The sequence below is a fragment of the Paraniabella hibiscisoli genome, from assembly GCF_022512515.1.
Taxonomy (GTDB): domain Bacteria; phylum Bacteroidota; class Bacteroidia; order Chitinophagales; family Chitinophagaceae; genus Niabella; species Niabella hibiscisoli.
Genome location: NZ_JAKWBK010000003.1, coordinates 538833 through 559928, shown reverse-complemented (window position 1 = coordinate 559928; position 21096 = coordinate 538833). Strand labels below are relative to the sequence as shown.

Sequence of the window (21096 nt, the reverse complement as noted above, 5' to 3'; positions counted from 1 at the left end):
CCGCATTCCTGATGTTATTTAGTTGACGGCGCTTCGCTTTTGATGTCAGTGCCAAGTCTTTGCAGGTAGGCTATCAGGGCAACAATCTGTTTGTCGCTCATGATTTTGATCTTTTCTTTTTCCAGTCGTTTAGTAATTTCTTCTGCCTGTTTTTTCAGATCGTTTATGGCATCGGCTTCGTAACCTTCCTGGTATGGTACACCCAGCTTACGCATAGCGTGTATTTTTGAATTGGTAGCGCCTATATTGATGGTTTTTTCAAATAGCCACGGATAAGGAGGCATTACAGATCCGGGTGCCATGGACGTCGGATCCAGCATGTGGTTAACATGCCAGCTGTCTGGATACTTACTTCCAATACGTGCCAGGTCGGGCCCGGTGCGTTTGCTGCCCCAGAGATGCGGATGGTCGTATACAAATTCACCTGCCTTGGAGTATTCGCCATAACGAGCTACTTCATGACGGAAGGGCCTGATCATTTGAGTGTGACAGTTGTTACAACCTTCCTGAATGTAAATATCACGTCCGTGCAATTCAAGTGGTGTATAAGGCTTAACGCTGCTAATGGTAGGTACATTTTCTTTTACCAGGAAGGTGGGCACCATTTCTACCATCCCGCCGATTGCTACCACTATTAAGCTTAATACTAAAAGCATAACGGGCCTGCGTTCTATTTTAGAATGCCAGTGTGCTTTGGCTGGAGCTTTATAATTTTTTGTCAAAGGCGCAGCGCTGGCTTCCTCACTTGCTACAAATTTCCCTTTCCTGGCTGTTTTGATCAGGTTGTACACCATCAGGAAAACACCTATAAGATAGATAGTGCCACCAATAGCACGCAAGGCATAAAATGGAACCATTTGCTGTACTACATCAATAAACTGGTACTGTAGCTGACCTTCGGGGGTAAAAGCACTCATCATAAAATAACTCCTGAAAGCTGCCCAGTACATGGGAACTGCATATAGAATGATACCCAGGGTGCCGATCAGAAAGTGTGTCCCTGCGAGTTTCCTGGAGAATAGGGTAGTATTAAACATTTTAGGTATCAGCCAGTACATCATACCAAAAGTTAAGAACCCGTTCCAGCCTAAAGCTCCTATATGAACGTGTGCAACGGTCCAGTCGCTATAATGTGAAATAGCATTTACATTTTTTAACGACAGCATAGGCCCTTCAAACGTAGCCATACCATAACAGATCACTGCTACTACAATAAATTTTAAAACAGGATCTTCACGTACTTTATCCCAGGCTCCTCTCAGAGTAAATAACCCGTTCAACATACCACCCCAGCTGGGCAGTAAAAGCATGATAGAAAGCGCTGTGCCTAAAGACTGGGCCCACTCGGGCAAAGCGGTATATAATAAGTGGTGAGGGCCCGCCCATATATAAATGAAAATAAGACTCCAGAAGTGCACAATACTTAACCGGTAGGAGTAAATAGGGCGGTTAGCGGCTTTCGGCAAAAAGTAATACATCATGCCCAGGAACGGTGTGGTAAGAAAAAAAGCTACGGCATTATGCCCGTACCACCATTGTACCAGCGCATCTTGTACACCAGCATACCAGGAATAGCTTTTGAGGCCTGAAACCGGCATTTCAAATGAGTTGACAATATGTAATAATGCAACAGTAATCCATGAGCCCAGGTAAAACCAAATGGCTACATATAAGTGCCTTTCCCTGCGGGTAAGGATCGTACCCATCATGTTGATGCCAAATACCACCCATATCAGGGTAATGGCAATGTCTATGGGCCACTCCAGTTCTGCATATTCTTTTGATGTGGTGAAACCTGCAAGCAGTGTAACTGCCGCTGCTACTATGATCAATTGCCAGCCCCAGAAGTGAATTTTGCTGAGGGCATTGCTCCACATGGGTGCTTTCAGCAACCTGGGCATAGAATAGTACACCGCAGTGAAAATGGCATTACCCACAAAAGCGAAAATAACTGCGTTGGTATGTACCGGGCGAACGCGGCCAAAAGTGGTAAATTCTAAACTGAAATTTAAAGCAGGAAAGGCCAGTTGAAAAGCAGCCAGTACCCCGGCCAGCATGCCCACCACACCCCAGGTAACGGTGGCGATGGCAAACATTTTAGGAATTTTGTTGTCGTAGCTAAATTTTTCTAACTCCATGTGCTTTGGTTATTTGTTTTTTGTATTGTTTTCATCAAATAGTATACGGTTGGGAGGAGCGTAGTCATCTTCATACTGACCATCCTTAATGCTCCATATCAACGCTGCCAGGAAAACGCCGGCAATTAATAAACTTGCAATAGCTGTAATAACAATGATGCTCATTTGTCACACGAAGGTCACTTTAACAATGCGGGAGAAACTTGATATCAAACAGACAGGAGTATGATATAAGTCATTTTATGCGCGTGGTAATTTTCGGCCATACCATTCCGATAGGATAAATGTTATTAGAATGATGCTGATCGTACTGGCGGGCATCAGGATAGCGGCAATCACAGGTGCTAAAAGACCTTGTAAAGCGAAGTAAAGACCAATGATGTTGTAAAAAATGGATATAATAAAACTGACAATGATGATTCGTTTAGCCTTTGTGGCAAAAGTCAGTAAGCTATTTAAATTTGTTAAAGCGGTTCCGTTAATGATAGCATCAGAAGCTGGTGTGAACGAATTATTGTCTTCCATTACCGCAATGCCTACCTCGCTTTTCCTGAGTGCCCCTGCATCATTTAAACCGTCGCCGCCATCAATACCTTTTCACCGTTGGCTTGTAAGGCGGTAACATAATTGTATTTGTCTTCCGGCGACTGATTAAAGTAGATCTGCCTGCTGCCTCCGGTCATTGCCTGTAGCCGGGCTCGTTCCGCGTTATTATCTCCGCTGAGAATAGAGACAGAGAACCTTTTATTCAGTTCTTTTAACAAGCCGGCAAGGCCAGGACGATACATGTTTTCCAGCTCAAATACACCTCCGGCAACACCGTCTATCCATGTAAAAGCCGCACTGGTGCTGAAGGCTTCATCATCGGGAGCGCCGGCTTGAACAAAGGCCTTGCTACCTATTTTGACATGCCGGTCATTGATCCAGCCTTCAATCCCTTTTCCCGGAACGTTGGTAAAGCTATCTGCAGAATAGGTTGACTTTATATGTAAATGATCATATACAGCTTTGCTTAAAGGGTGGGTAGAGTGTCGTGCAAGAGAGGCGATCAGCTTTTTCTCTTCTTCTGTCAGTATTTTCCCTTTATAGGTTACCCGGGAATTTTTATTAAGAGTGATGGTGCCCGTTTTATCCAATACAACGTGCGTAATATCCGCGAGGTCGGTGATCACATCGGAATTTTTAAGAAACAGGCCTGACCTGCTTAAAACACGCATTACGTTGCCATTGGTAAAAGTAGAAGCCAGGAGTAATGCACAGGGGCAGGCCACAATTAAAGTAGTGGTCAATGCATTCCACATAGTCGTATAAGAGCCCTGGGTCAACCAGAATGCAGCGCTGATAAAGGTTAGCGCAAAAACAACCAGGGTAAAGTAGTTGCTGATCCTGTGCAGATGAAGGCTCGCCGCCGAGTCGCTTTTCCCGTCTTTGTTCCAGAGATTGGTAAGGTAGCCCTGGTCAGATTTCTTTAATACCATCAGTTCTATACGTTCTCCCAATTGTTTGCCTCCGGCATATATGATTGAACCAGGGTCGATCTGTTTCGGAAGACTTTCGCCGGTAACAAAGCTGTAGTCGATCAGCGCTTTGCCTTTGGCTAAAATTGCATCCGCAGGTATAATCTCCTGGTCAAAAATCTCTATAATATCTTTTTCCTTCAGCTCATGGATCATTACCGGCTCAATACTACTGTTTCGTTTTACGTTAACTGCAATAGGGAAGAAGGATTTATAGTCTCTGTCGAAAATCAGCGATTGCTGGGTGCGATCCTGTGCCCATCTACCCACCAGCATAAAGAAAACGATGCCGCTCATGCTGTCAAAATAGGTATTGCCATCCAGTACAAAAAGATTATAGAGGCTCCTGGTAAAAGTAAGCAGGATCGCGAGTGCAATGGAGCTGTCGATGTTTAAATGCCTTGTTTTGACAGAGCCGAGGGCATTGTTAAAAAACTCCCTGGAGCAATAAAAAAAAACAGGGAGTGAAAGCAATAAGGCAATGTAACGGAATGCGGTTCCTGTTTTTTCCTGGAGGTAATTGGTTACGGAAAAGTATTCGGGAAGGCTCAGCATCATAATATTGGCAAAACAAAATCCGGCAATACTTATTTGCGTAATTCGCGAGTAAGCATCTTTACGTCCTGATTGGGTAGCACTCAGGCTTAGATAGGGCTCGTATCCAACAGCAGTCATGGTTTCCACTACTTCTCTTAAAGATGTTTTGCGATTGTTGAAAACAACAAAAACTTCTTTTTTACAAAGTTGACCCTCGCAGATAAAATGCCTGGTTGAAGTTGATCGAGGTGTTCTAAAAGCCAAAGACAGCTGCTGCAATGTATTTGTGGTACAGAAAACGTAATATGAGATTGTTCTCCGTCAGAAAAAGAAAACAGCTGGCCAATGATTTCTTTTTTGTCAAGATAGGCGAATTTGTTCTTTCTTTTTTGTTGTAGTTGCTGGTTCCCGGGATGAACATTGAGATCGTAATAGGTGCAAAGATCGTTTTCATGGAGAATTTCATACACCAGCTTACATCCGGCGCAACAAAAAGCTTTGTTACCTATTTTATGATGATTGTCGTTGCAGGCATCGCCGCAATGGTAGCAGGTGGTTGCGATCTGTACTGTTGTATTGCTCAAGGGTTGACTTTATATGAATGGCAAAGCAAGGCACTAAGCATCTGTTGAGCGCTGACCCTGATCATGCTCATAAATGATTGTTGTCAATAAGGGTTACTGTTTTTTAAACGAACTATAGGATTAAAATAAAACGGGTAAGCCATGCCTACCCGTTTCAAACTCAGTGTTAAGGATGAGATTATAAAAACTTATTTTTTATCAAATGCAACGATTGTAGCCACAGCCTGGTTGGCATTGGCATTCGCTTTAAAATAAATCCTTCCGTCGGCCGTAGCTGTCTGTCCGGATGATACGAGGGAGCTTTTTAATGCTTCATTTACTTTGGCTGCGAAATTGCTCTGGGTGCTGTTGTTAATGGCCTCGTTTACGAGGTTATAGTTTAATTCTTTTTTACTGGTAACTATAGCCATGTAATCACGGTTACCTACGTTGTCCGCCTCAAGGGATTGAGATTTGGGGAACAGTCGGTAGCCGGTGATGCCACAGTAAGGCGCATGTTTGGATACAGTTTCTCCTGGTTTTAAGTAAGGAAATAGTACATAGCTGCTGCCATTCGTTTCCTGTCCGAAGATATAAATATAGCATTCTGTAGAATTCTTCACCTCCATTTTAAAACGGGTGCCAATAGCTATGGGAGTGGCAGTTTGAAAGGAGTTATTACCGGTAGATTTTAGCTTAATATATTGCCTGGTGGTATTGTCAACCAGGCCAATATTGCATTCCAGGGGTAGAGACGCAACAGCCGATGATTTAGGTAGCGGGTCAATGCCATAAGCTTCCCTTACATATTCCTTAAAATCCCCGTAACGCACCCAGGCATTGCCATTATTACCCCATTGAGGCGACCAGCTGTTCATGATCTGGAAAGCACCTCCATATTTATTGTCGTCGTAGCCTATAACGCACATGGCATGACCACCCAGCCCAACCTGCGACTGATCGGCTCCCTGGGGCTGCCACAATTCTTTGCCCATCATACCCTGCATAAAACTTTGTCCTACCATCATGCCAATAACTACGGGAGCGTCTTTCGAAAGGTGCTCTTTCACAGCCCGAACACTTATTTGGTTCAAATTGTCTCCCTCCGTCAGCCTGGTGAGCCATGGATCAGGTTTTGTTTACCTGCCTGTATCGCACCTCCATCTGGGGTGCGGCTACAGTCCTGGTCACTATAGGGGTATTGGCTCAGGGCTACACCTCCATTGGCCTTCATGGCTTGCATGGCGCGTTGTATATAAGAACCCTGGCAGTCGTCTCCCAGGCGTATCTGGTTGTATAAATAGGAGGGGCTAAAGACGATGGAGTTGGGGTCTTTACCGGTTGCCGCAGCAGTTAAAATGGTTTGAGCGGCATAAGCGCTACTCCAGGCCACACAGCTGCCCTGTTCTCCCTGGTCGCCCCGGCGGGGAGCAAAACGAAGCAGGGATACCGCTTCAGGCAAAGGATTTTTGCTGTTATTGTCTTCCAGGCCCTCGTAAATAGACGCTTTGTTAAATTCATTGGGATTATAACTGTAGCCGCTTTGTGAAAATAATTGCTGTGCTACGTCTCCAATGTTCAGATTGCTACAGCTGCCACTACCGCGGCCCATAAAAACCACAGTGCGGCGCCTATTACTAGCAGAAATATGATCTTCTTACCCCTGAACAAACTAAGCAGCAAGGGGAGAAGGGCAAAAGACCGCCACCGCCACCAGATCCTGAGCCCCCTCCCCCGGTCATTGTTGTAATCATTATCCTGTCCGTTCTGGTCATCAGTCATTCTTATAGGCATGATCTAAATTTTTAATAAAAATAGTTGATTATATACATCGGTTCATATCTCCAATAAAATATATGTATGCCAGGTTTATCCGCTCTAAGACCGTATTATCTTTCTAAAAAGCCACTGATCCTGTTTCACAATGCTTATCTTTGCGCCCTTCCGAAGGGGTTCTTCGGACAAAAAATTACAGCTCATAATGAAGTTTGATCGTAATACCGTCATTGGTTTTTCTCTTTTGGCGGTGCTTTTTATCTTTTATTTTGTTTATAATTCGAAACAGCAAACTGCTGCCCGCGCAGAACAGGCACTGCAGGACTCTATTGCGAAAGCAATGCAGCCTAAAGTAGACTCTGCTGCATTGCGTTTAAACGCCTTAAAAGCTGATTCTCAACTACATGTTGCCAAAGCAGGGATGTTTCAACAATCAGCAAATGGACAAGAGCAATTGATTTTTGCAGAAAATAGTGTGTTTAAAGTTGCTTTTACTAATAAGGGGGCAACCCAAATACGTAGAGTTGAAAAAATTTAAGAATTCAGAAACACAGCAACCGGTGAAATTAGCTGCTTCTGATTTCAATAAGATCAGCTATGCCATTAACACAGCCGCCAATCAAAGCTCTCAAACTGCCGACCTGTTCTTTAGCAATGGTAAGGTAGAGCAGGGGCCTTCAGGTTCTCAATTGGTGAGTTTTGAGTTAAAGGGAGGTGATAGCACGCAAAGCAACACCTATATCACGCACCAGTATATTATTTATCCGGATACCTATAAAATTGACCTTAATATTTCTTTAAGTCAGCCTGCACAGTTGCTTACACAGGGTAATTTAAACCTGATGTGGCAGTATGAAGCTCATCAGCAGGAAGGTGATATTGAGTTTGAAAAGCAAAATACACAGGTAGGCTATATGGAAGATGGCAGCTTTGACTACCATACCATCGGCAAAACCAATATTGTAGAATTTAGCAAATCAGTAGAGTGGGTTGGTGTGAGACAACGCTTTTTCAATACATTTTTAATAGCAAAGAATAAATTTTCTGGTGGCAAAATGGAATGGAGTATGCCAGAAAGCAATAGTCATATTGTTTCTCAGTCCACTGCCAATATGCGCGTTTCTATCAACCCTGCTGCTACGGCAACAGTACCGCTGAGTTTATTTTACGGACCTGCTGATTATAATATCCTGAAGAAAGAAGGGGGTGGGTTGAGCAAACTTGTAAACCTGGGGCAGGGTATTTACGCTTTTGTAAGACCATTGAACCAGTATGCGGTTATTCCTATTTTTAATTTCTTTAAGGGCTTTGTATCCAGCTATGGTATTATTATCGCCTTACTTACGCTTATCATCAGGCTCCTTATCTCTCCTTTAAACTATAGCAGTTATTTGAGTGGTGCCAAAATGAAGGCGCTAAGACCTGAAATAGCCAAGCTCAAAGAAAAGCATGGTGATGATCAGCAGGCCATGAGCATGGACCAGATGAAGTTGTTCAGAGAAGCAGGTGTAAATCCTTTAGGCGGTTGTATACCAGCTTTATTACAAATTCCTATCTTCTTTGCTTTATATAGCTTCTTTAGTTCCAATGTAGATTTGAGAGGTGTAGATTTCTTGTGGTCTCACGACCTATCAGCCTACGATGCACCTATCAAATTCGGATTTAATATACCGTTGTTAGGAGATCACCTGAGCTTATTCACGATTGCAGCGGTAATCACCAGCTTACTAATTTCTTTGTACAGTATGAGCATGACACCGGATCAAAATAATCCGATGATGAAGTATATGCCTTATATTATGCCTATATTCCTGCTGTTTATATTTAATAAGCTACCATCGGCTCTTACATGGTATTACACGGTATCGAATATCATTACATTAGTATTGCAGTTTATTATCCAGAACTACATTATCGATCACAACAAGATTCTGGCAAAAATTGAAGCCAATCGCAAAAAGCCTAAAGGCAAATCCAAGTGGCAGGAGCGGCTGGAGCAAATGCAGGAACAGCAGAAGCAAATGCAGCAAAAACAAAATAAGAAATAAGTATCATAGAAATCCGGGTTATTTATAGCCCGGATTTTTTTAAGCAACTTATTGTTTATCTTGTAGCGTCTATAGGTTATATTGAATTCAACTAAAATGAAAACTCGATTTTTACCCCTACTGGCTCTTGTATTAGGAGCTAAGTTGTCGGTAGCGCAAAAAAAGCTAACTGAAGCCACCATCTATTATGATATAGTGGTCAGCACAGATAATCATACTCCCAAAAAGGCTGATATGCTGGATGGCTCCACTAATATTATCTATGTAAAGGGTAATATGAGCCGCTCTGATTTTATAAGCTCGCTCGGCTCGCAGTTCACTATCTACGATGACAAGAGCGGTACAGCCAATGATGTAAGGGAGTATGGAAATAAGAAATTTCTGATTAGCTATTCCAATGCAGAGTGGAAGTCTTATAATAAAAGATACGAGGGCGTAACCTACAAAATTGAAAATGAGTTTAAGAAAATAGCCGGCTACCAGTGTCAGAAAGCAACCGGTAAACTAGCTAATGGCACAGCTTTCACTGTTTTTTTTACAAAGGATCTGATTCCCACAAATGCTAATTTTCAAAGCATTAACAAAGGGTTGCCAGGATTAGCTATGCAATACGATGCAGCAAGGGGAAATGACAAAGTTACTTTTACTGTTTCTAATATCGAATTCACCCCGGTGGCCCTGGCAAAATTTGATATTCCCAAGACGGGATATCGTGTGATGTCTTACACTGAATTTAAAACACAAAATACCAGATAAAAAAATCCCGGGAAACCGGGATTTTTTTTATCTGTAAACTTTTTCTACTTACCGGAGTAATTCCGCAATATTTCGTTTGGATTAAAAGTAAGTTTATTCAAAATTGCTTTCTTTTTGTAAGGAAGCAAATAGCTATTCTGACCTTTTTGAAAACTAATAATATTCAGGTTTGAATAAGTTGCATTGGCTGCCGACTCAGTATTAATAAGGTTTTCACCTTTGAAATACATAGGCGATCTCAATGAAAAAGAATTGAGCTGCTTCGATGATTTATTGTCTAATGAAAAATTTTTAGGTTTTTCTTTACCGAAATCATCAGCAACTACCTCTCCTCCGCAAATGCTACTGCGGATAAAGAAAAGATAAACAGAAGGTTAAAAAAAATGGCCTTTAGCATAACGTATGATTTAAAGACATAACAAAGATACGAAATTTTATGAGAATGTATAATAAATTTTAATTTTTTATTAACAATTGTTAAAATGCCAAATATTGGGCCAAAAATAGTTTTTCACAATAGGAGGAAAACTTAGTGCTGGTTTAATTGTTGAACTGGTATAAATTAGTAATTGTTAATAGTTCGGTCGTTCGTTTAATATTTAAAGAAGATTATTATGAGAGATTTTTCCCAACACGATGAAGATAAAGACCAGGAATTAGATGAACTGTTGCAACGATATGAGAACCTTAGAAAGGGAAGGGGCAGTTCTTATCTGGAGGAAGAGGCTTTCGAAAAAATTATTGAACATTTTGAGTCGCAGGAACAATATATTAAGGCTTTGCAAGCCGTAGAAATTGCAACGGAGCAGTTTCCTTATTCTGCGTCCTTGCTGATCAAAAAGCAGACCTGTTGTTAAACAGGCGGCAATATGACGAGGCACTGACCTTGCTGGAGCAGGCGGCTATTTTCGACAACAGCAATATTGATATCTATATTTTAAAAACGGAGGCTTTCCTGGCCCTGGATCGCCAGGAAGAGGCCGTAGCCTTGTTGAATGAAGCGCTCGAACTCTTTGAAGGCGAGGATAGGGTAGAGCTGTTATTTGAATTGGCAGATGTTTACGATGATTACGAAGATTTTGATAAAGTCTTCGATTGTTTGAAGGAGATTCTCCACCAGGAGCCGGATAATGAAGAAGCACTGTATAAAATTTGTTTTTGGACAGATTATACCGGGCGTAATGCAGAAAGTATTGAGATTCATAAGAAAATAATTGATGACTATCCCTATAGCGAGCTAGCCTGGTTTAACCTGGGTGCGGCTTTTCAGGGAATTAAGTTATATGAGAAAGCTATAGATGCTTACCTGTATGCGCTGGTTATCGATGAGAAAATGGATTATGCTTATCGTAATATAGGCGATGCGTATATACGTTTGCGTAAATACAAGGATGCTATCGAGAGTTTGGAAAAAGTGCTGGAGCTTTCCAAGCCTGAGGATGTTATTTATGAGGCGATTGGTTACTGCTATGAAAAGATGAAAAATTATGCCCAGGCACGGTTTTACTATCGCAAAGCTTCTCATTTGAATCCGGAAGTGGGTTACCTGGCTTATAAAATGGCGTTTACCTATTATAAAGAAGAGAAGTACGAGCTCTGTATAAAACAGCTGGATACGGCTTTGAAGTTAAAGCGTAATAAGGCGGAGTATAATATTCTGATGGGTGAATGTAAAATGCAACTGGGTTTTACAAAAGAAGCCATACAGTACTTTACCAATGTAGTGAGATTGAAGCCCAAATCTGCTATAGGTTGGGAAGCGCTTATTAAGTGTCTTTATGATGCTAAATATTACGAAGAGGCGTTAAAGCAACTGGATAATGCAGTTATGATGACAAAGAACAAACCTGTATTTACTTATTATAAGGCACTGCTGTATTTTGTGATGGGTAAACGAAAGGAAGCCTTACTGCACTTGGAAGACGCGCTTACTGAGGCGCCCGCTCAATTGAAGAAAATTATACAGATCAACCCTTCTATGCTGCAGCATCAGCAGGTGGCCGACCTTATTTTAAAATATAAAAAACGCAAAAGCGGTAAATAGTTTTTAAGTGCTCCCTGTATTTGATAATACAGGGAGTATTTTTATATGCCTTATTATCTTTCCTATTATTGAACAATATATAATACATTTGCCGCTATACTAATTTGAATTAGGGAATGAAGTTTAATCTGACTCAACTACCAGAAAGGAATCAACAACCTCGAACCGCTGGGCTTACAATGGTGATGGATAAAGGCCTTAGCCTCGATGAAGCCAAAAACTTTATGGATGTATCGCAACCACATGTAGACATTGTGAAGCTGGGTTTTGGTACAGCTGTGGTTACGCCCAGGCTGGAAGAAAAGATCGCTTTATATAAGTCGCATGGCATGGCCGTTTATTTTGGAGGTACTTTGTTTGAGGCCTATTTGGTGCGCAACCAAATACAGGATTATATTGATACCTGTAAATCTTTTGGCATTGATTATATGGAAGTGAGCGATGGCTCGATAGAAATACCTCATGCAGAAAAGTGTGGCTATATAGAAAAACTTACCCAGCACGGCACGGTATTAAGTGAAGTAGGAAGTAAAGATGCAACCCATATCATACCTCCTTATAAATGGATTGAACTAATGCGCGCGGAACTCGAAGCAGGCTCTTCTTACGTGATAGCGGAGGCCAGAGAAGCCGGTAATGTTGGTATCTATCGTGGTAGCGGGGAAGTGCGTGAAGGCCTGGTACAGGAAATCCTGACACAAATACCGGCAGAGAAAATTCTGTGGGAAGCTCCTCAGAAAGCGCAACAGCTTTACTTTCTTGAACTGATCGGTTGTAATGTAAATTTAGGTAACATACCGCCTAATGAGGTAATAGCGCTCGAAGCCATGCGCATCGGGCTTCGTGGAGATACATTCGACTTATACCTGAATAAGAAAACTTCTGCCTGATGAATTTGTACGGGCTTATCGGCATGCCTCTGGCGCAGTCTTTCTCTAAAAAATACTTTACCGGGAAATTTGAAAAAGAAGGAATAGCCGAAGCTGCATATGAATTATTCCCTCTTGAAAATATTTCGTTGCTAAAGGAGTTGCTAGCTACACAACCGGATCTTAAAGGTTTGAATGTGACAATTCCTTATAAAGAGCAGGTCATTCCTTTTTTGTCTGGCTTGAACGAAGAAGCTAAGAATATAGGCGCCTGTAATTGTATTAAAATAAATGGCGGCAGGCTAACCGGTTTCAATACAGATGCTCCTGCATTTAGGCAGTCGTTATTGCCCCAGCTTCAATCTCATCATAAGAAAGCCCTGATATTGGGAACAGGTGGTGCCGCAAAAGCCGTGCTGTATGTTTTACAAAGCCTGGGCATTGAGTACGCGTATGTATCGCGTAGCAAGGGCGCCGGTTTTACTTATGATGAACTCAACAGCACCATAATCAGGGAATACCCGCTTATTATCAATTCTACGCCTTTAGGTAGTTTTCCGAAAGTGGACACCGCCCCTGATATTCCCTATGCATATTTAAATGCAGATAATTACTTATACGATTTGGTGTATAATCCGGCCAAAACTTTATTTCTTCAAAAAGGAGCCGAGCGGGGCGCAGCCATAAAAAATGGTTATGAAATGCTGGTGGGACAAGCAGAATTAAGCTGGCAGATATGGAACGATGACAGCCTTTAGCGCATTGCTTAAAACCTCTGTTACTTTTCCAGGCTGTTGTTTAAAAGCGATCCCCCTTATTTAAGGCCGGAGGCAACTCCTACATAAAGAGCGCTAATTGTTGGGTTGGTCCTTGTTCTGGTGGCTTCTTTTGTTTTTTACCCTCGTTTGTTTCCACCGGCTTATCGTTTTCGTAGTATTGATTTACCCTGTCGATTGTCATGCCGGTAATGCGTTCTGTACCCTCACTGTTGATCTTTTTGTGAATGGATATCTGGCAATTAATGATGGTCCCGTTTTTAAATTCTACTTTTCCAGACTGAACCAGTTTTTAAATTCTTTGGATAGCATGGTAAATGAACGCGCTTTGCCATTGTAAACGCCCACCCATTTGTAATTGCTTTTCTTTAGCACAGGGGAAACGATTTCTATATCTACATTGTCAATCTCTTCTGGTTCTAATACATCCGAGGTTAATATCTGTTGCTCAAATTGCTGGCGGGTAATTGTTTTTTCCTGGGTTATGGTAGACCGTTGCTCATCTACAGCTGTCAGTTGCACCCTATTGATCCTGGGATATTTTTTCAGGAGCTCAAAGAAATTTGATCTACGTTTCTTCAGAATATTGCTGGAATCGAGGTTGCTGCAGCTGGCGATCATCTGCTGCACTCTTTTTTCAACCAGTGTTTTTGTTTTTTCGCCTGCAGACTGCTCAAATTCGGGTGTTGCAATTAATTGATCAATTAGCTGTTTCGCCTCTTCACTACCTGACGTTGTTAATGGATTGGCGATCATGGCTACTAAAACAGCGGTCGCAATGGTAATAGCTACAGGGCCGGTTTTGTTGTCTTTTTCAACGCTACCTTAAAACGCCATCTGAATCCTTTTTCTGCCAGGGGAGCGGTTTCTATATGAATACTCAGCCGGAAGCGCGCAGCTACTTCTTTAATAAGTGCTAACAATTCATATTCACATTTATTTTGAACCAGCGCATCCATTAAATGCGTTTCTTCTTCAAAATAGTATTGAACTTCGATGCAATTACTGCCTGTATATATTTGTTCTTTGAGTTCGCTCATTGCAATATTCTCTTTTCACGGGCCGCGAAAATAGTGCATTTTAGCGGGAGGCATGATGAAATGCTACTTCCATCCTGTAATCACCTGAAAAATCAGTAAAATCTATTTGCTGCGCGGCCAGAAAGTGATGCCTACCCGTCCGGCGGGTTGGGGCGTGACCTGGCTGAAATCTATGGGGTGGAAACAAGAAGATTGAATGAAGTAGGTGAAGTGAAATACAGAACGCTTTCCTGTAGCTTTCATCTTTAAGCTGACAGAGAGTGAAGTTGCATTATGGTGTCGCAAAATGTGATACCATCCAAACAGGCTTTAGGGAGCTCTCGCTATCTAATGCTTTTATGGAGCATGACTTATTAATGCCAGCCAACGTATTAAAGAGTAAAACGCCGTTGAAGTGAGTATAAAAATTATCGAGATTTTCGTTCTGTAACGGAATGATTATTTGGCAGCAGCCAGCTCCTGGCAGCGTATTGATATAATTTCTCTTTTTTCGGTCGTACCACCACTTAGGTGCTGTTTTTTCATCAGTGTATCAATATTGCGCATACCGAAAAGATTCCATACGCCATTCAGTTTACCACCGATACTGCTCTGCAGGGCACGAAGGCTCATAGCAAAGCCTGCGTCAATATATTCCATGTGGTGCCAGTAACCTGCGGGCATAAATAGGGTATCACCGTGTTCGAGTATAGCCTCATAGCCGTTAGCAAGTTTTACCGCAGGGAAGTTGTCATAATCAAATTGCTCATTGTAATGAGCGTAGTTGGCAAGGCTTAGCACTTCCCAGGGTTTCCTGTACAATTTATGCTGTTCTTCAAAAGGAAATAATAACACCCGCTTGCGCCCTGCAAATTGGGTGTGTAATATATGACTAAGATCTATATCGAAATGCATATGGGTGATAGCACCCTGGCCGCCTACAAATAACATGGGGAATCTTTTTACAAAGCCCTTCATGTATTCGTCAGGCCACGAAAAGTCTTGTACAATTTGAGGCGCGTGTTGAAATATGTTAAACAGAAAAATGCGCAGGTCAACTGGCCCTTTTTTTACCATTTGCAGGTATTCGCCAAATTTCATGTAAGCATCTGCTGTATTGATGGGCGTGTAAGAATCACTCTTTACATTATTATATACACCCACTTCTTTCGTCCCTACAATGTCAATAAAGTAGTCCCAGTTCCATTTGTTATAAGCTGGCCACTGCCGGGCAAGTCCTTTAATGATCAGTGGCTGATAGGTATTGTAGTAGCTGGCTTTAAAGTCGGCGGGAGAAAGATTCTCAACCGTTGGGATAGGTCTTAAATTCATCGCTTCTTATTTAAACAAGCTACAAAAATATGCAACAAAAAAATAATATTGAAAAAAATAACAGGTGGTTGAAGCAGGAAACTACAATGAGGCCTGTTAGTGTTCGCTCCTGAACCGGAAACTTTTTTAGTAATACACAGTTTGTCTTGTCTTACAGTTTGTTAGTAGTATCAGCGTTGATGATTTAGTTCGTTTTTACGCATAATATACTTGCCTATTACGTCAAATTCAATGTTTACGGTACTGCTCGCTGCGACCTCTTTAATATTGGTGTGATTATAAGTGTAGGGGATGATAGCGACTTTAAAACTGCTTCTTTTAACGTCAAAAACAGTTAAGCTGATACCGTTGACACAGGCAGAGCCTTTTTCGATAACTAAAGGAGCAAACTGTTCGTCAAACTGAAATTCATATTCCCAGCTTCCTTCCTTTTCTGATACGGAGATACATTGGGCTGTACCGTCTACATGACCTTGTACAATATGGCCATCCAGCCGGCCGTTCATGATCATACAACGTTCCAGGTTAAGCAAATCTCCTTCCCGCAAGGTTCCCAGGTTGGTTTTTGAAGGGTTTCATCAATAGCCGTCACCGAATGAATGCCAGCTGCTATAGATTCTACAGTAAGGCATACTCCGTTATGGCTTACACTTTGATCTACCTTTAATTCATGGCTGATGGGGCTTTCTACCCAGAATGTTCTATTACTGCCTGCGATGGCTACTTTCTTTACAACCCCTAAAGCTTCAATAATACCTGTAAACATGGCGCTAATTTCTACACAATAACATAATATCCAAAATATTTGTTTGTAAAAAAGAATATACTATCTTTGCACTCTTAAAAAATTTACCAAAGGGAGGTATATAAATTATGTTAATTATAGATTCTAAAGACTGCGAAAACATTGATAAAGCGCTAAAAAAGTACAAAAAGAAATTTGAGAAATCTAAAGTTCTTTTACAATTGCGTGAACGTCAAGCTTTTATTAAGCCTTCGATAAGACGTCGTGGCCAGGTTTTAAAAGCCGTTTACAAGCAGCAGATCGCCAGCGGTAAAATCGAATTATAATTAGAATAAGATTTTAAATAAATTGCAGTCCTACATAATTGTAGGACTTTTTTCATGTCTGACACATTCAAAGAGCAAATAGACCCTTTTATCAATTTTTTGAAATTTGAAAAAGGTTTTCCCAGCATACTATACTTGCCTATGGTACAGATTTGCAGGATTTTAACCTGTTTTTGCTGAGTGTATACGGGGATGTCAATTTTATAGAGTTGAATTACCTGCATGTAAGAAGCTGGCTGGTCGAATTGAAAGAAAATAAGCTCACATCCCGGAGCATTAACCGTAAAATATCCACGCTTAAATCTTTCTTTAAATATCACCTCAAACTCGGGAATATCCAGGCCAACCCGATGGCTAAAATTGTTTCTCCAAAGACCAACAAGCGTTTACCTGTGTTTATTAAGGAGGACGACGTTGCGGTATTGAAGAACAGGGTAGAAACTGCTACCGAAAGCTGGAAAACCCTGAACGAGAAAATGCTGATGACGCTCTTTTATGCTACCGGTATGCGTTTAAGCGAGCTGATCAACCTGAAGGAAAATCAGGTAGATTTTAACCGGCAGCAGGTGAAAGTTTTGGGTAAGGGCAATAAGGAGCGCAGTATCCCTCTTACAAGAGACATATTACAAGAGATAGAAGAATATATTGCGCTAAAAGAAAAGAGTTTGAGCAGCCGGCAACAGAATTGATGGTTACAGAAAAAGGTAATAAGTTGTATCCTAAGTATGCCTATCTTCTCGTGAAAAAGTACTTTCTGAAGTAGCAACACTCGATAAAAAAGCCCGCATGTGCTTCGGCATACATTTGCAACCCACCTGGTAAATAATGGCGCTGAGTTAAATGCAGTTAAAGAATTGCTGGGCCATTCCAGCCTGGCCGCGACCCAGGTTTATACGCATAATACAATCGAAAAGCTAAAAGAAGTGTATAAAAATGCCCACCCCAAAGCCTGAATTTTTATATAAAAACTTTAGCAAATAATTTTTTGAGAATAGGTGTTGTTTTTAGTAACTTTAGTTTGTAAGCTAAAACAGTTCTTTGAAACAGAATTTATTTCGATTATTCACTCTTAAATATATGAACTATGAATGTAAACATTCAAACGGTTAATTTCAATGCCGATCAGAAACTTATTGAATTGGTGAGCCGCAAAATGGATAAGTTAAATACGTTTCATGATCGCATTATTGAGTCGGATGTTTTTCTAAAACTGGATAACGTGGTACATAACATTAAGGACAAGATTGTGGAGATAAAAGTGCATGTGCCCCGTCATAGTTTCTTTGTTAAATCCACCAGTAAGTCCTTTGAAGAATCATTTGAAGCCGCTTTCGATTCTTTGGTAAACCAGGTTAAAAGACGAAAAGAAAAGTTGATTGCTTAAATAAAATACTACAAGCCCCACGCAACCTGCGTGGGGCTTTTTTGTGCTCGTTATTTTCTGACTTTTATCTGTAAAATTAGCTTGCTCGAACCCTGCCTTTCTCTGACTCTGATCCGCCAGACTGCCGTATATTAAGTGTTTTACCTTTGTTGAACCTGTAAGAGAAACTTATCGTAAATACACGGCTGTCCAGTTTGCTAAGCCAGTTAGCTTTTGAGTTAGCAATATTCCTGATATCGCCGCCTGGTTGATTGGTATAAAAGATATCTGATAAGTTCAACCGTACAGTACCATTTCCTTTTAGTACTTTCTGAGAAAGCCCGGTACGTACCTGCCATACAGGGATCGTAAGAAACTGCCCTGATAATATTCTTGTTTGATAGGAGCCTGCCAACTCTGCACTTAGGTTTTTGGTGATAGTGAATTGATTGGTGGGGCCGATATACCAATACCACCTCTTCTCATCCAGTGTTTGCCCGTAAAGAATGGATTGGAACCCTACATTTTTAAACTCTGTATATAATTGCAGGGTCCACCATTTATAAGGCTGCAGGCTACCATTCATGGTAAGACCAAAAACCGTTTGCTGTCCATAGTTACCTGGCCTGCTGTAGTATATGGTTCCTTTTTGTTCATTGGTTTCCTGTATCAGGTTTTTTATTATACTGTATTCGAGCGATGTGGTGATCTTGTTTTTGTAGGTATGCGATACCTCCAGGTTATACGAATAAGTGGGAACTAAAAACGGATTTCCGCCATAGTAAGTAAACCTGTCAATAGGGTAGGTAAACGGGTTCAAATCCTGGTAATCAGGCCGGTCTATCCTTCTGCCTAAAGAAAAACCCAATTGATGTTTCTGAGCGCTATCCACACGATAGGCCAGGTAAAGGGTAGGGAACAGGCCCGTATAATCTCTTGTAAAGCTGGAGTCTGAAATCAACGGATTGCCTAACTGATGCCCGTTGATCCTGGTATTCTCAAGACGCAAGCCCAATTGCAGAGAAAACTTATCCCAGTCCCTTGAATAGTTCAAATAACCGCATTAATATTCTCTTTATATTTAAAACGGTTAGAGAACTCATAATTGGGTGTAGCAACATCATTCACAACGTCAGAGAAAGATGCGGTGTTGTCGGTATTTACAAAGCTGCTTTTGATCCCTATTTCCATTTTGCCAGCCTTTTCAAAAGGGTGAGCGTAATCTACTTTAGCTGTTTGTATTTTTATGGTTGCCGGAAGTGTGGACTCCAGAAGTGAGCGGTCCGTCAATCCGCGGTCGGGTGTAAAGCTACTGTTAATCAGGCTTTGTGTTTGATCGGCGCGATAGGAGATATAATCTGCATTGGCCGTTAATTCTTTTCCTTTTTCGTCAAGTTTATAACTGTAGTTCAGGTTGGCACTTCCGTTGATCCATTTCCTGTCGGATTCGCTTACCGCATTAATCAAAGATGTGGGGGTGTTATTGGCATTCAGTACCTGTGCATTGTTGAGTATTCCCGATTCGCCGGGGTTAATGAATCCAGACAAAACCGCTCCAAGAGTTGATTTTTTGCTCAGATAATAATCCACGCCAATCCTTGCATTTTGACCGGTAGATTTTCTTTTTATGTAAGAGTTTTGCGAAAACGCCGAATTGTAAGTTCCGTCAGGCTTGTAATAATACCGGTTAATTGTAAGATCCTGGTAGCTGTTATTTTGATTCCAGCTAAAGTTGCTGAAGAGATTGAACTTGTTAATGCGGTAGTTGAAATTAAAGCTGTTATTCGAACGCATGTACTTTCCCTGGCCATAGCTAAGATTGATGCCACCATTTAATCCCTTTACTGTATTCTTTTTTAATTTAATATTGATGATGCCTGCGTTGCCTGCTGCATCATAGCCTGCCGGAGGTGTTGTCATCAGTTCTATAGCTTCAATGGAACTTGACGGAAGTGAACGTAAATAATTGGCCAGGTCTCCGGAAGCCATATAGGTGGGCTTGTTGTCGATGAATACCACTACTCCCGGTTTGCCCTTCATAGAAATATTTCCATCTACATCAACCAGTACCCCGGAGCTTTTTCAAGTACATCGAGCGAGGTGGTACCGGCATTACTGATCAGCGCATCAGGATTAACCACTACACGATCTATTTTTCTTTGTATGAATGGTTTTGTTGCAGACACTTTTACCGTTTCCAGTTCGCTGATTCTCGGCGCCAGCTGAATGGTCGCAAGGTTGATTACCGGGCCGGCATTATTAATTGAGATCAGCTTGCTGTAATAAGGTTGATAAGCAACATGGCTAATGTTCAGGATGAAGTCTCCTTCTTTTAACTGGTTAAAGTCAAATTTCCCGGTAGAGTCGGGCAGGGTTGTTTTAACCAGTGCAGAGTCTTTTGCAGTTATCAGGTTTAGTACAGGTAGTTCACCTTCGGCTAGTCCTTCGAGCTTTCCTTTAATGGAACCCTGTTGTGCTAAAATTGTATAGCTGGTGCCCGTGAGGAGAAAGATCAGTGATAAAAAAATCTAAACAGCGGATGAATGTGCATGACAAATAGTTCTGGTGTTACAAAATTTACAGTTTTACAACAGGTTGTTGCCCTTATAGTGGTTTTAAATAAAAATAATGTGAATTATAACAATTATATTGTTAAAAGGGACGAGTGGTAGAATGGCTCCCTGGCAATACGTACATTTTTGTATAAGTATTTATGTCCCCATTTCAATGATATCAATGACGTACCCGATATTGTGCAGCGCATCTTTATATAGGATTTAACGTTTAACAGGAGCGCGTAATTGTTGCAACTCATAAAGGGTCTTAAAAAAGCAGATTAACAGTGATTTTCCGGGGTATGAGAGGAAAAAAGACAGGTGACAATAAATTTTTATAAAAATATTGTTTGGGTATTTTGAGGTTTGGAAAATTCCCCTACTTTTGCCTTCCAAATTTTGAGGGTGCTATTAATTGTAATGCTACAGAATAGTAGAAAATCTGAAAAATTTAGTTCTTTATTTAAAAGCCGAAGTAGCTCAGTTGGTAGAGCAGCTGATTTGTAATCAGCAGGTCGCGGGTTCGACTCCTTCTTCGGCTCAGTTAAGTTAACTAGTTTACCGGTTGACATGTTGATAAGGATATTTCTTTTCAACTTTTCAACCTCTCAACTTTTAAACTAACATGGGTAGTTGGCCGAGTGGTTAAAGGCGACAGACTGTAAATCTGTTCTCTCACGAGTACGGAGGTTCGAATCCTTCACTGCCCACTTTCTTAATTAGCTAATAAGC

24 protein-coding genes, 2 tRNA genes and 2 pseudogenes are annotated in these 21096 nt (G+C 41.2%); 13 read left to right on the top strand and 15 right to left on the bottom strand.

What is annotated here, in order from left to right; all coding sequences use genetic code 11:
- Positions 1–14 precede the first annotated feature (14 nt).
- The 8 genes from ccoN to MKP07_RS34280 form a co-directional block, all read right to left on the bottom strand.
- The gene (gene ccoN / locus MKP07_RS34315) at positions 15–2138 is read right to left on the bottom strand and encodes a cytochrome-c oxidase, cbb3-type subunit I (protein ID WP_240852534.1); all 2124 of its coding nucleotides are present in this window, start codon (positions 2136–2138) and stop codon (positions 15–17) included.
- Positions 2139–2147: 9 nt separating this feature from the next.
- Positions 2148–2303: a cbb3-type cytochrome oxidase assembly protein CcoS gene (ccoS, locus tag MKP07_RS34310; protein WP_240852533.1), complete on the bottom strand. Its 156-nt coding sequence runs from the start codon at positions 2301–2303 to the stop codon at positions 2148–2150.
- A 75-nt stretch (positions 2304–2378) separates the two neighbouring features.
- On the bottom strand, positions 2379–2663 hold the full coding sequence (locus MKP07_RS34305; RefSeq protein WP_240852532.1) for a hypothetical protein: 285 nt from the start codon (positions 2661–2663) through the stop codon (positions 2379–2381).
- A 44-nt stretch (positions 2664–2707) separates the two neighbouring features.
- Positions 2708–4330 carry a heavy metal translocating P-type ATPase gene (locus tag MKP07_RS34300; protein ID WP_240852772.1) on the bottom strand — a complete coding sequence of 541 codons (1623 nt, stop codon included), beginning with the start codon at positions 4328–4330 and terminating at the stop codon, positions 2708–2710.
- A 17-nt stretch (positions 4331–4347) separates the two neighbouring features.
- The gene (locus MKP07_RS34295; RefSeq protein WP_240852531.1) at positions 4348–4776 is read right to left on the bottom strand and encodes a heavy metal translocating P-type ATPase metal-binding domain-containing protein; all 429 of its coding nucleotides are present in this window, start codon (positions 4774–4776) and stop codon (positions 4348–4350) included.
- 188 nt (positions 4777–4964) lie between these two features.
- Entirely contained in the window at positions 4965–5825 is an 861-nt protein-coding gene (locus tag MKP07_RS40495; protein ID WP_317236205.1) for a C1 family peptidase, read from the bottom strand.
- 38 nt (positions 5826–5863) lie between these two features.
- A complete protein-coding gene (locus MKP07_RS34285) occupies positions 5864–6367 on the bottom strand; it encodes a C1 family peptidase (RefSeq protein ID WP_262920134.1) in 504 nt (167 codons plus the stop codon).
- Entirely contained in the window at positions 6334–6549 is a 216-nt protein-coding gene (locus MKP07_RS34280) for a hypothetical protein (RefSeq protein ID WP_240852530.1), read from the bottom strand. Before MKP07_RS34280 ends, MKP07_RS34285 begins: the two co-directional genes overlap by 34 nt.
- A 187-nt stretch (positions 6550–6736) precedes the next feature.
- Here MKP07_RS34280 and MKP07_RS34275 point away from each other — a divergent pair, with 187 nt between their 5' ends.
- From MKP07_RS34275 to MKP07_RS34245, 7 genes are all read left to right on the top strand, one after another.
- Positions 6737–7069 carry a hypothetical protein gene (locus MKP07_RS34275; protein WP_240852529.1) on the top strand — a complete coding sequence of 111 codons (333 nt, stop codon included), beginning with the start codon at positions 6737–6739 and terminating at the stop codon, positions 7067–7069.
- A complete protein-coding gene (locus MKP07_RS34270) occupies positions 7056–8579 on the top strand; it encodes a YidC/Oxa1 family insertase periplasmic-domain containing protein (protein WP_240852528.1) in 1524 nt (507 codons plus the stop codon). The genes MKP07_RS34275 and MKP07_RS34270 overlap by 14 nt, the downstream gene beginning before the upstream one ends.
- Positions 8580–8675: 96 nt before the next feature.
- Positions 8676–9335 carry a hypothetical protein gene (locus MKP07_RS34265; protein WP_240852527.1) on the top strand — a complete coding sequence of 220 codons (660 nt, stop codon included), beginning with the start codon at positions 8676–8678 and terminating at the stop codon, positions 9333–9335.
- Between the two features lie 614 nt (positions 9336–9949).
- Complete coding sequence (locus MKP07_RS34260; RefSeq protein ID WP_240852526.1) at positions 9950–10192, top strand: hypothetical protein; 243 nt, start codon at positions 9950–9952, stop codon at positions 10190–10192.
- The gene (locus tag MKP07_RS34255; protein WP_240852525.1) at positions 10186–11379 is read left to right on the top strand and encodes a tetratricopeptide repeat protein; all 1194 of its coding nucleotides are present in this window, start codon (positions 10186–10188) and stop codon (positions 11377–11379) included. Before MKP07_RS34260 ends, MKP07_RS34255 begins: the two co-directional genes overlap by 7 nt.
- Before the next feature lie 116 nt (positions 11380–11495).
- A complete protein-coding gene (locus MKP07_RS34250) occupies positions 11496–12269 on the top strand; it encodes a phosphosulfolactate synthase (protein ID WP_240852524.1) in 774 nt (257 codons plus the stop codon).
- Positions 12269–13006, top strand: coding sequence for a shikimate dehydrogenase family protein (locus MKP07_RS34245; RefSeq protein ID WP_240852523.1), 738 nt, complete (start codon positions 12269–12271; stop codon positions 13004–13006). The genes MKP07_RS34250 and MKP07_RS34245 overlap by 1 nt, the downstream gene beginning before the upstream one ends.
- 285 nt (positions 13007–13291) lie before the next feature.
- Here the strand turns inward: MKP07_RS34245 and MKP07_RS34240 are convergent, their stop codons facing one another.
- The 5 genes from MKP07_RS34240 to MKP07_RS34220 form a co-directional block, all read right to left on the bottom strand.
- Positions 13292–13780, bottom strand: coding sequence for a hypothetical protein (locus MKP07_RS34240; protein ID WP_240852522.1), 489 nt, complete (start codon positions 13778–13780; stop codon positions 13292–13294).
- Between the two features lie 32 nt (positions 13781–13812).
- Positions 13813–14064, bottom strand: a complete 252-nt coding sequence (locus tag MKP07_RS34235) for a hypothetical protein (protein ID WP_240852521.1) — start codon at positions 14062–14064, stop codon at positions 13813–13815.
- Positions 14065–14502: 438 nt separating this feature from the next.
- A complete protein-coding gene (locus tag MKP07_RS34230; protein WP_240852520.1) occupies positions 14503–15375 on the bottom strand; it encodes a cupin-like domain-containing protein in 873 nt (290 codons plus the stop codon).
- A gap of 170 nt (positions 15376–15545) precedes the next feature.
- Complete coding sequence (locus MKP07_RS34225; RefSeq protein ID WP_240852519.1) at positions 15546–15923, bottom strand: riboflavin synthase; 378 nt, start codon at positions 15921–15923, stop codon at positions 15546–15548.
- Entirely contained in the window at positions 15884–16141 is a 258-nt protein-coding gene (locus MKP07_RS34220; RefSeq protein ID WP_240852518.1) for a hypothetical protein, read from the bottom strand. The genes MKP07_RS34225 and MKP07_RS34220 overlap by 40 nt, the downstream gene beginning before the upstream one ends.
- Positions 16142–16248: 107 nt before the next feature.
- On the opposite strand from MKP07_RS34220, the gene rpsU reads away from it, so the two are divergent.
- The 3 genes and pseudogenes from rpsU to MKP07_RS34205 all read left to right on the top strand — a co-directional run bounded on the left by rpsU (position 16249) and on the right by MKP07_RS34205 (position 17830).
- A complete protein-coding gene (gene rpsU / locus MKP07_RS34215) occupies positions 16249–16446 on the top strand; it encodes a 30S ribosomal protein S21 (RefSeq protein ID WP_240852517.1) in 198 nt (65 codons plus the stop codon).
- A gap of 152 nt (positions 16447–16598) precedes the next feature.
- Positions 16599–17399 (top strand): annotated as a pseudogene (locus tag MKP07_RS34210) (tyrosine-type recombinase/integrase).
- A 131-nt stretch (positions 17400–17530) separates the two neighbouring features.
- Positions 17531–17830, top strand: a complete 300-nt coding sequence (locus tag MKP07_RS34205; protein ID WP_240852516.1) for an HPF/RaiA family ribosome-associated protein — start codon at positions 17531–17533, stop codon at positions 17828–17830.
- A gap of 76 nt (positions 17831–17906) precedes the next feature.
- Here the strand turns inward: MKP07_RS34205 and MKP07_RS34200 are convergent.
- Positions 17907–19603, bottom strand: a pseudogene (locus MKP07_RS34200) (outer membrane beta-barrel family protein).
- 260 nt (positions 19604–19863) lie between these two features.
- The gene (locus MKP07_RS40490; protein ID WP_262920133.1) at positions 19864–19995 is read right to left on the bottom strand and encodes a hypothetical protein; all 132 of its coding nucleotides are present in this window, start codon (positions 19993–19995) and stop codon (positions 19864–19866) included.
- Positions 19996–20125: 130 nt separating this feature from the next.
- Between MKP07_RS40490 and MKP07_RS34195 the strand changes: the two genes are divergently transcribed.
- The 3 genes from MKP07_RS34195 (at position 20126) to MKP07_RS34185 (ending at position 21074) form a co-directional block, all read left to right on the top strand.
- Positions 20126–20299: a hypothetical protein gene (locus MKP07_RS34195; protein WP_240852515.1), complete on the top strand. Its 174-nt coding sequence runs from the start codon at positions 20126–20128 to the stop codon at positions 20297–20299.
- Between the two features lie 534 nt (positions 20300–20833).
- Positions 20834–20905, top strand: a tRNA-Thr gene (locus MKP07_RS34190).
- Positions 20906–20991: 86 nt separating this feature from the next.
- Positions 20992–21074, top strand: a tRNA-Tyr gene (locus MKP07_RS34185).
- The last annotated feature ends 22 nt before the right edge of the window (positions 21075–21096 follow it).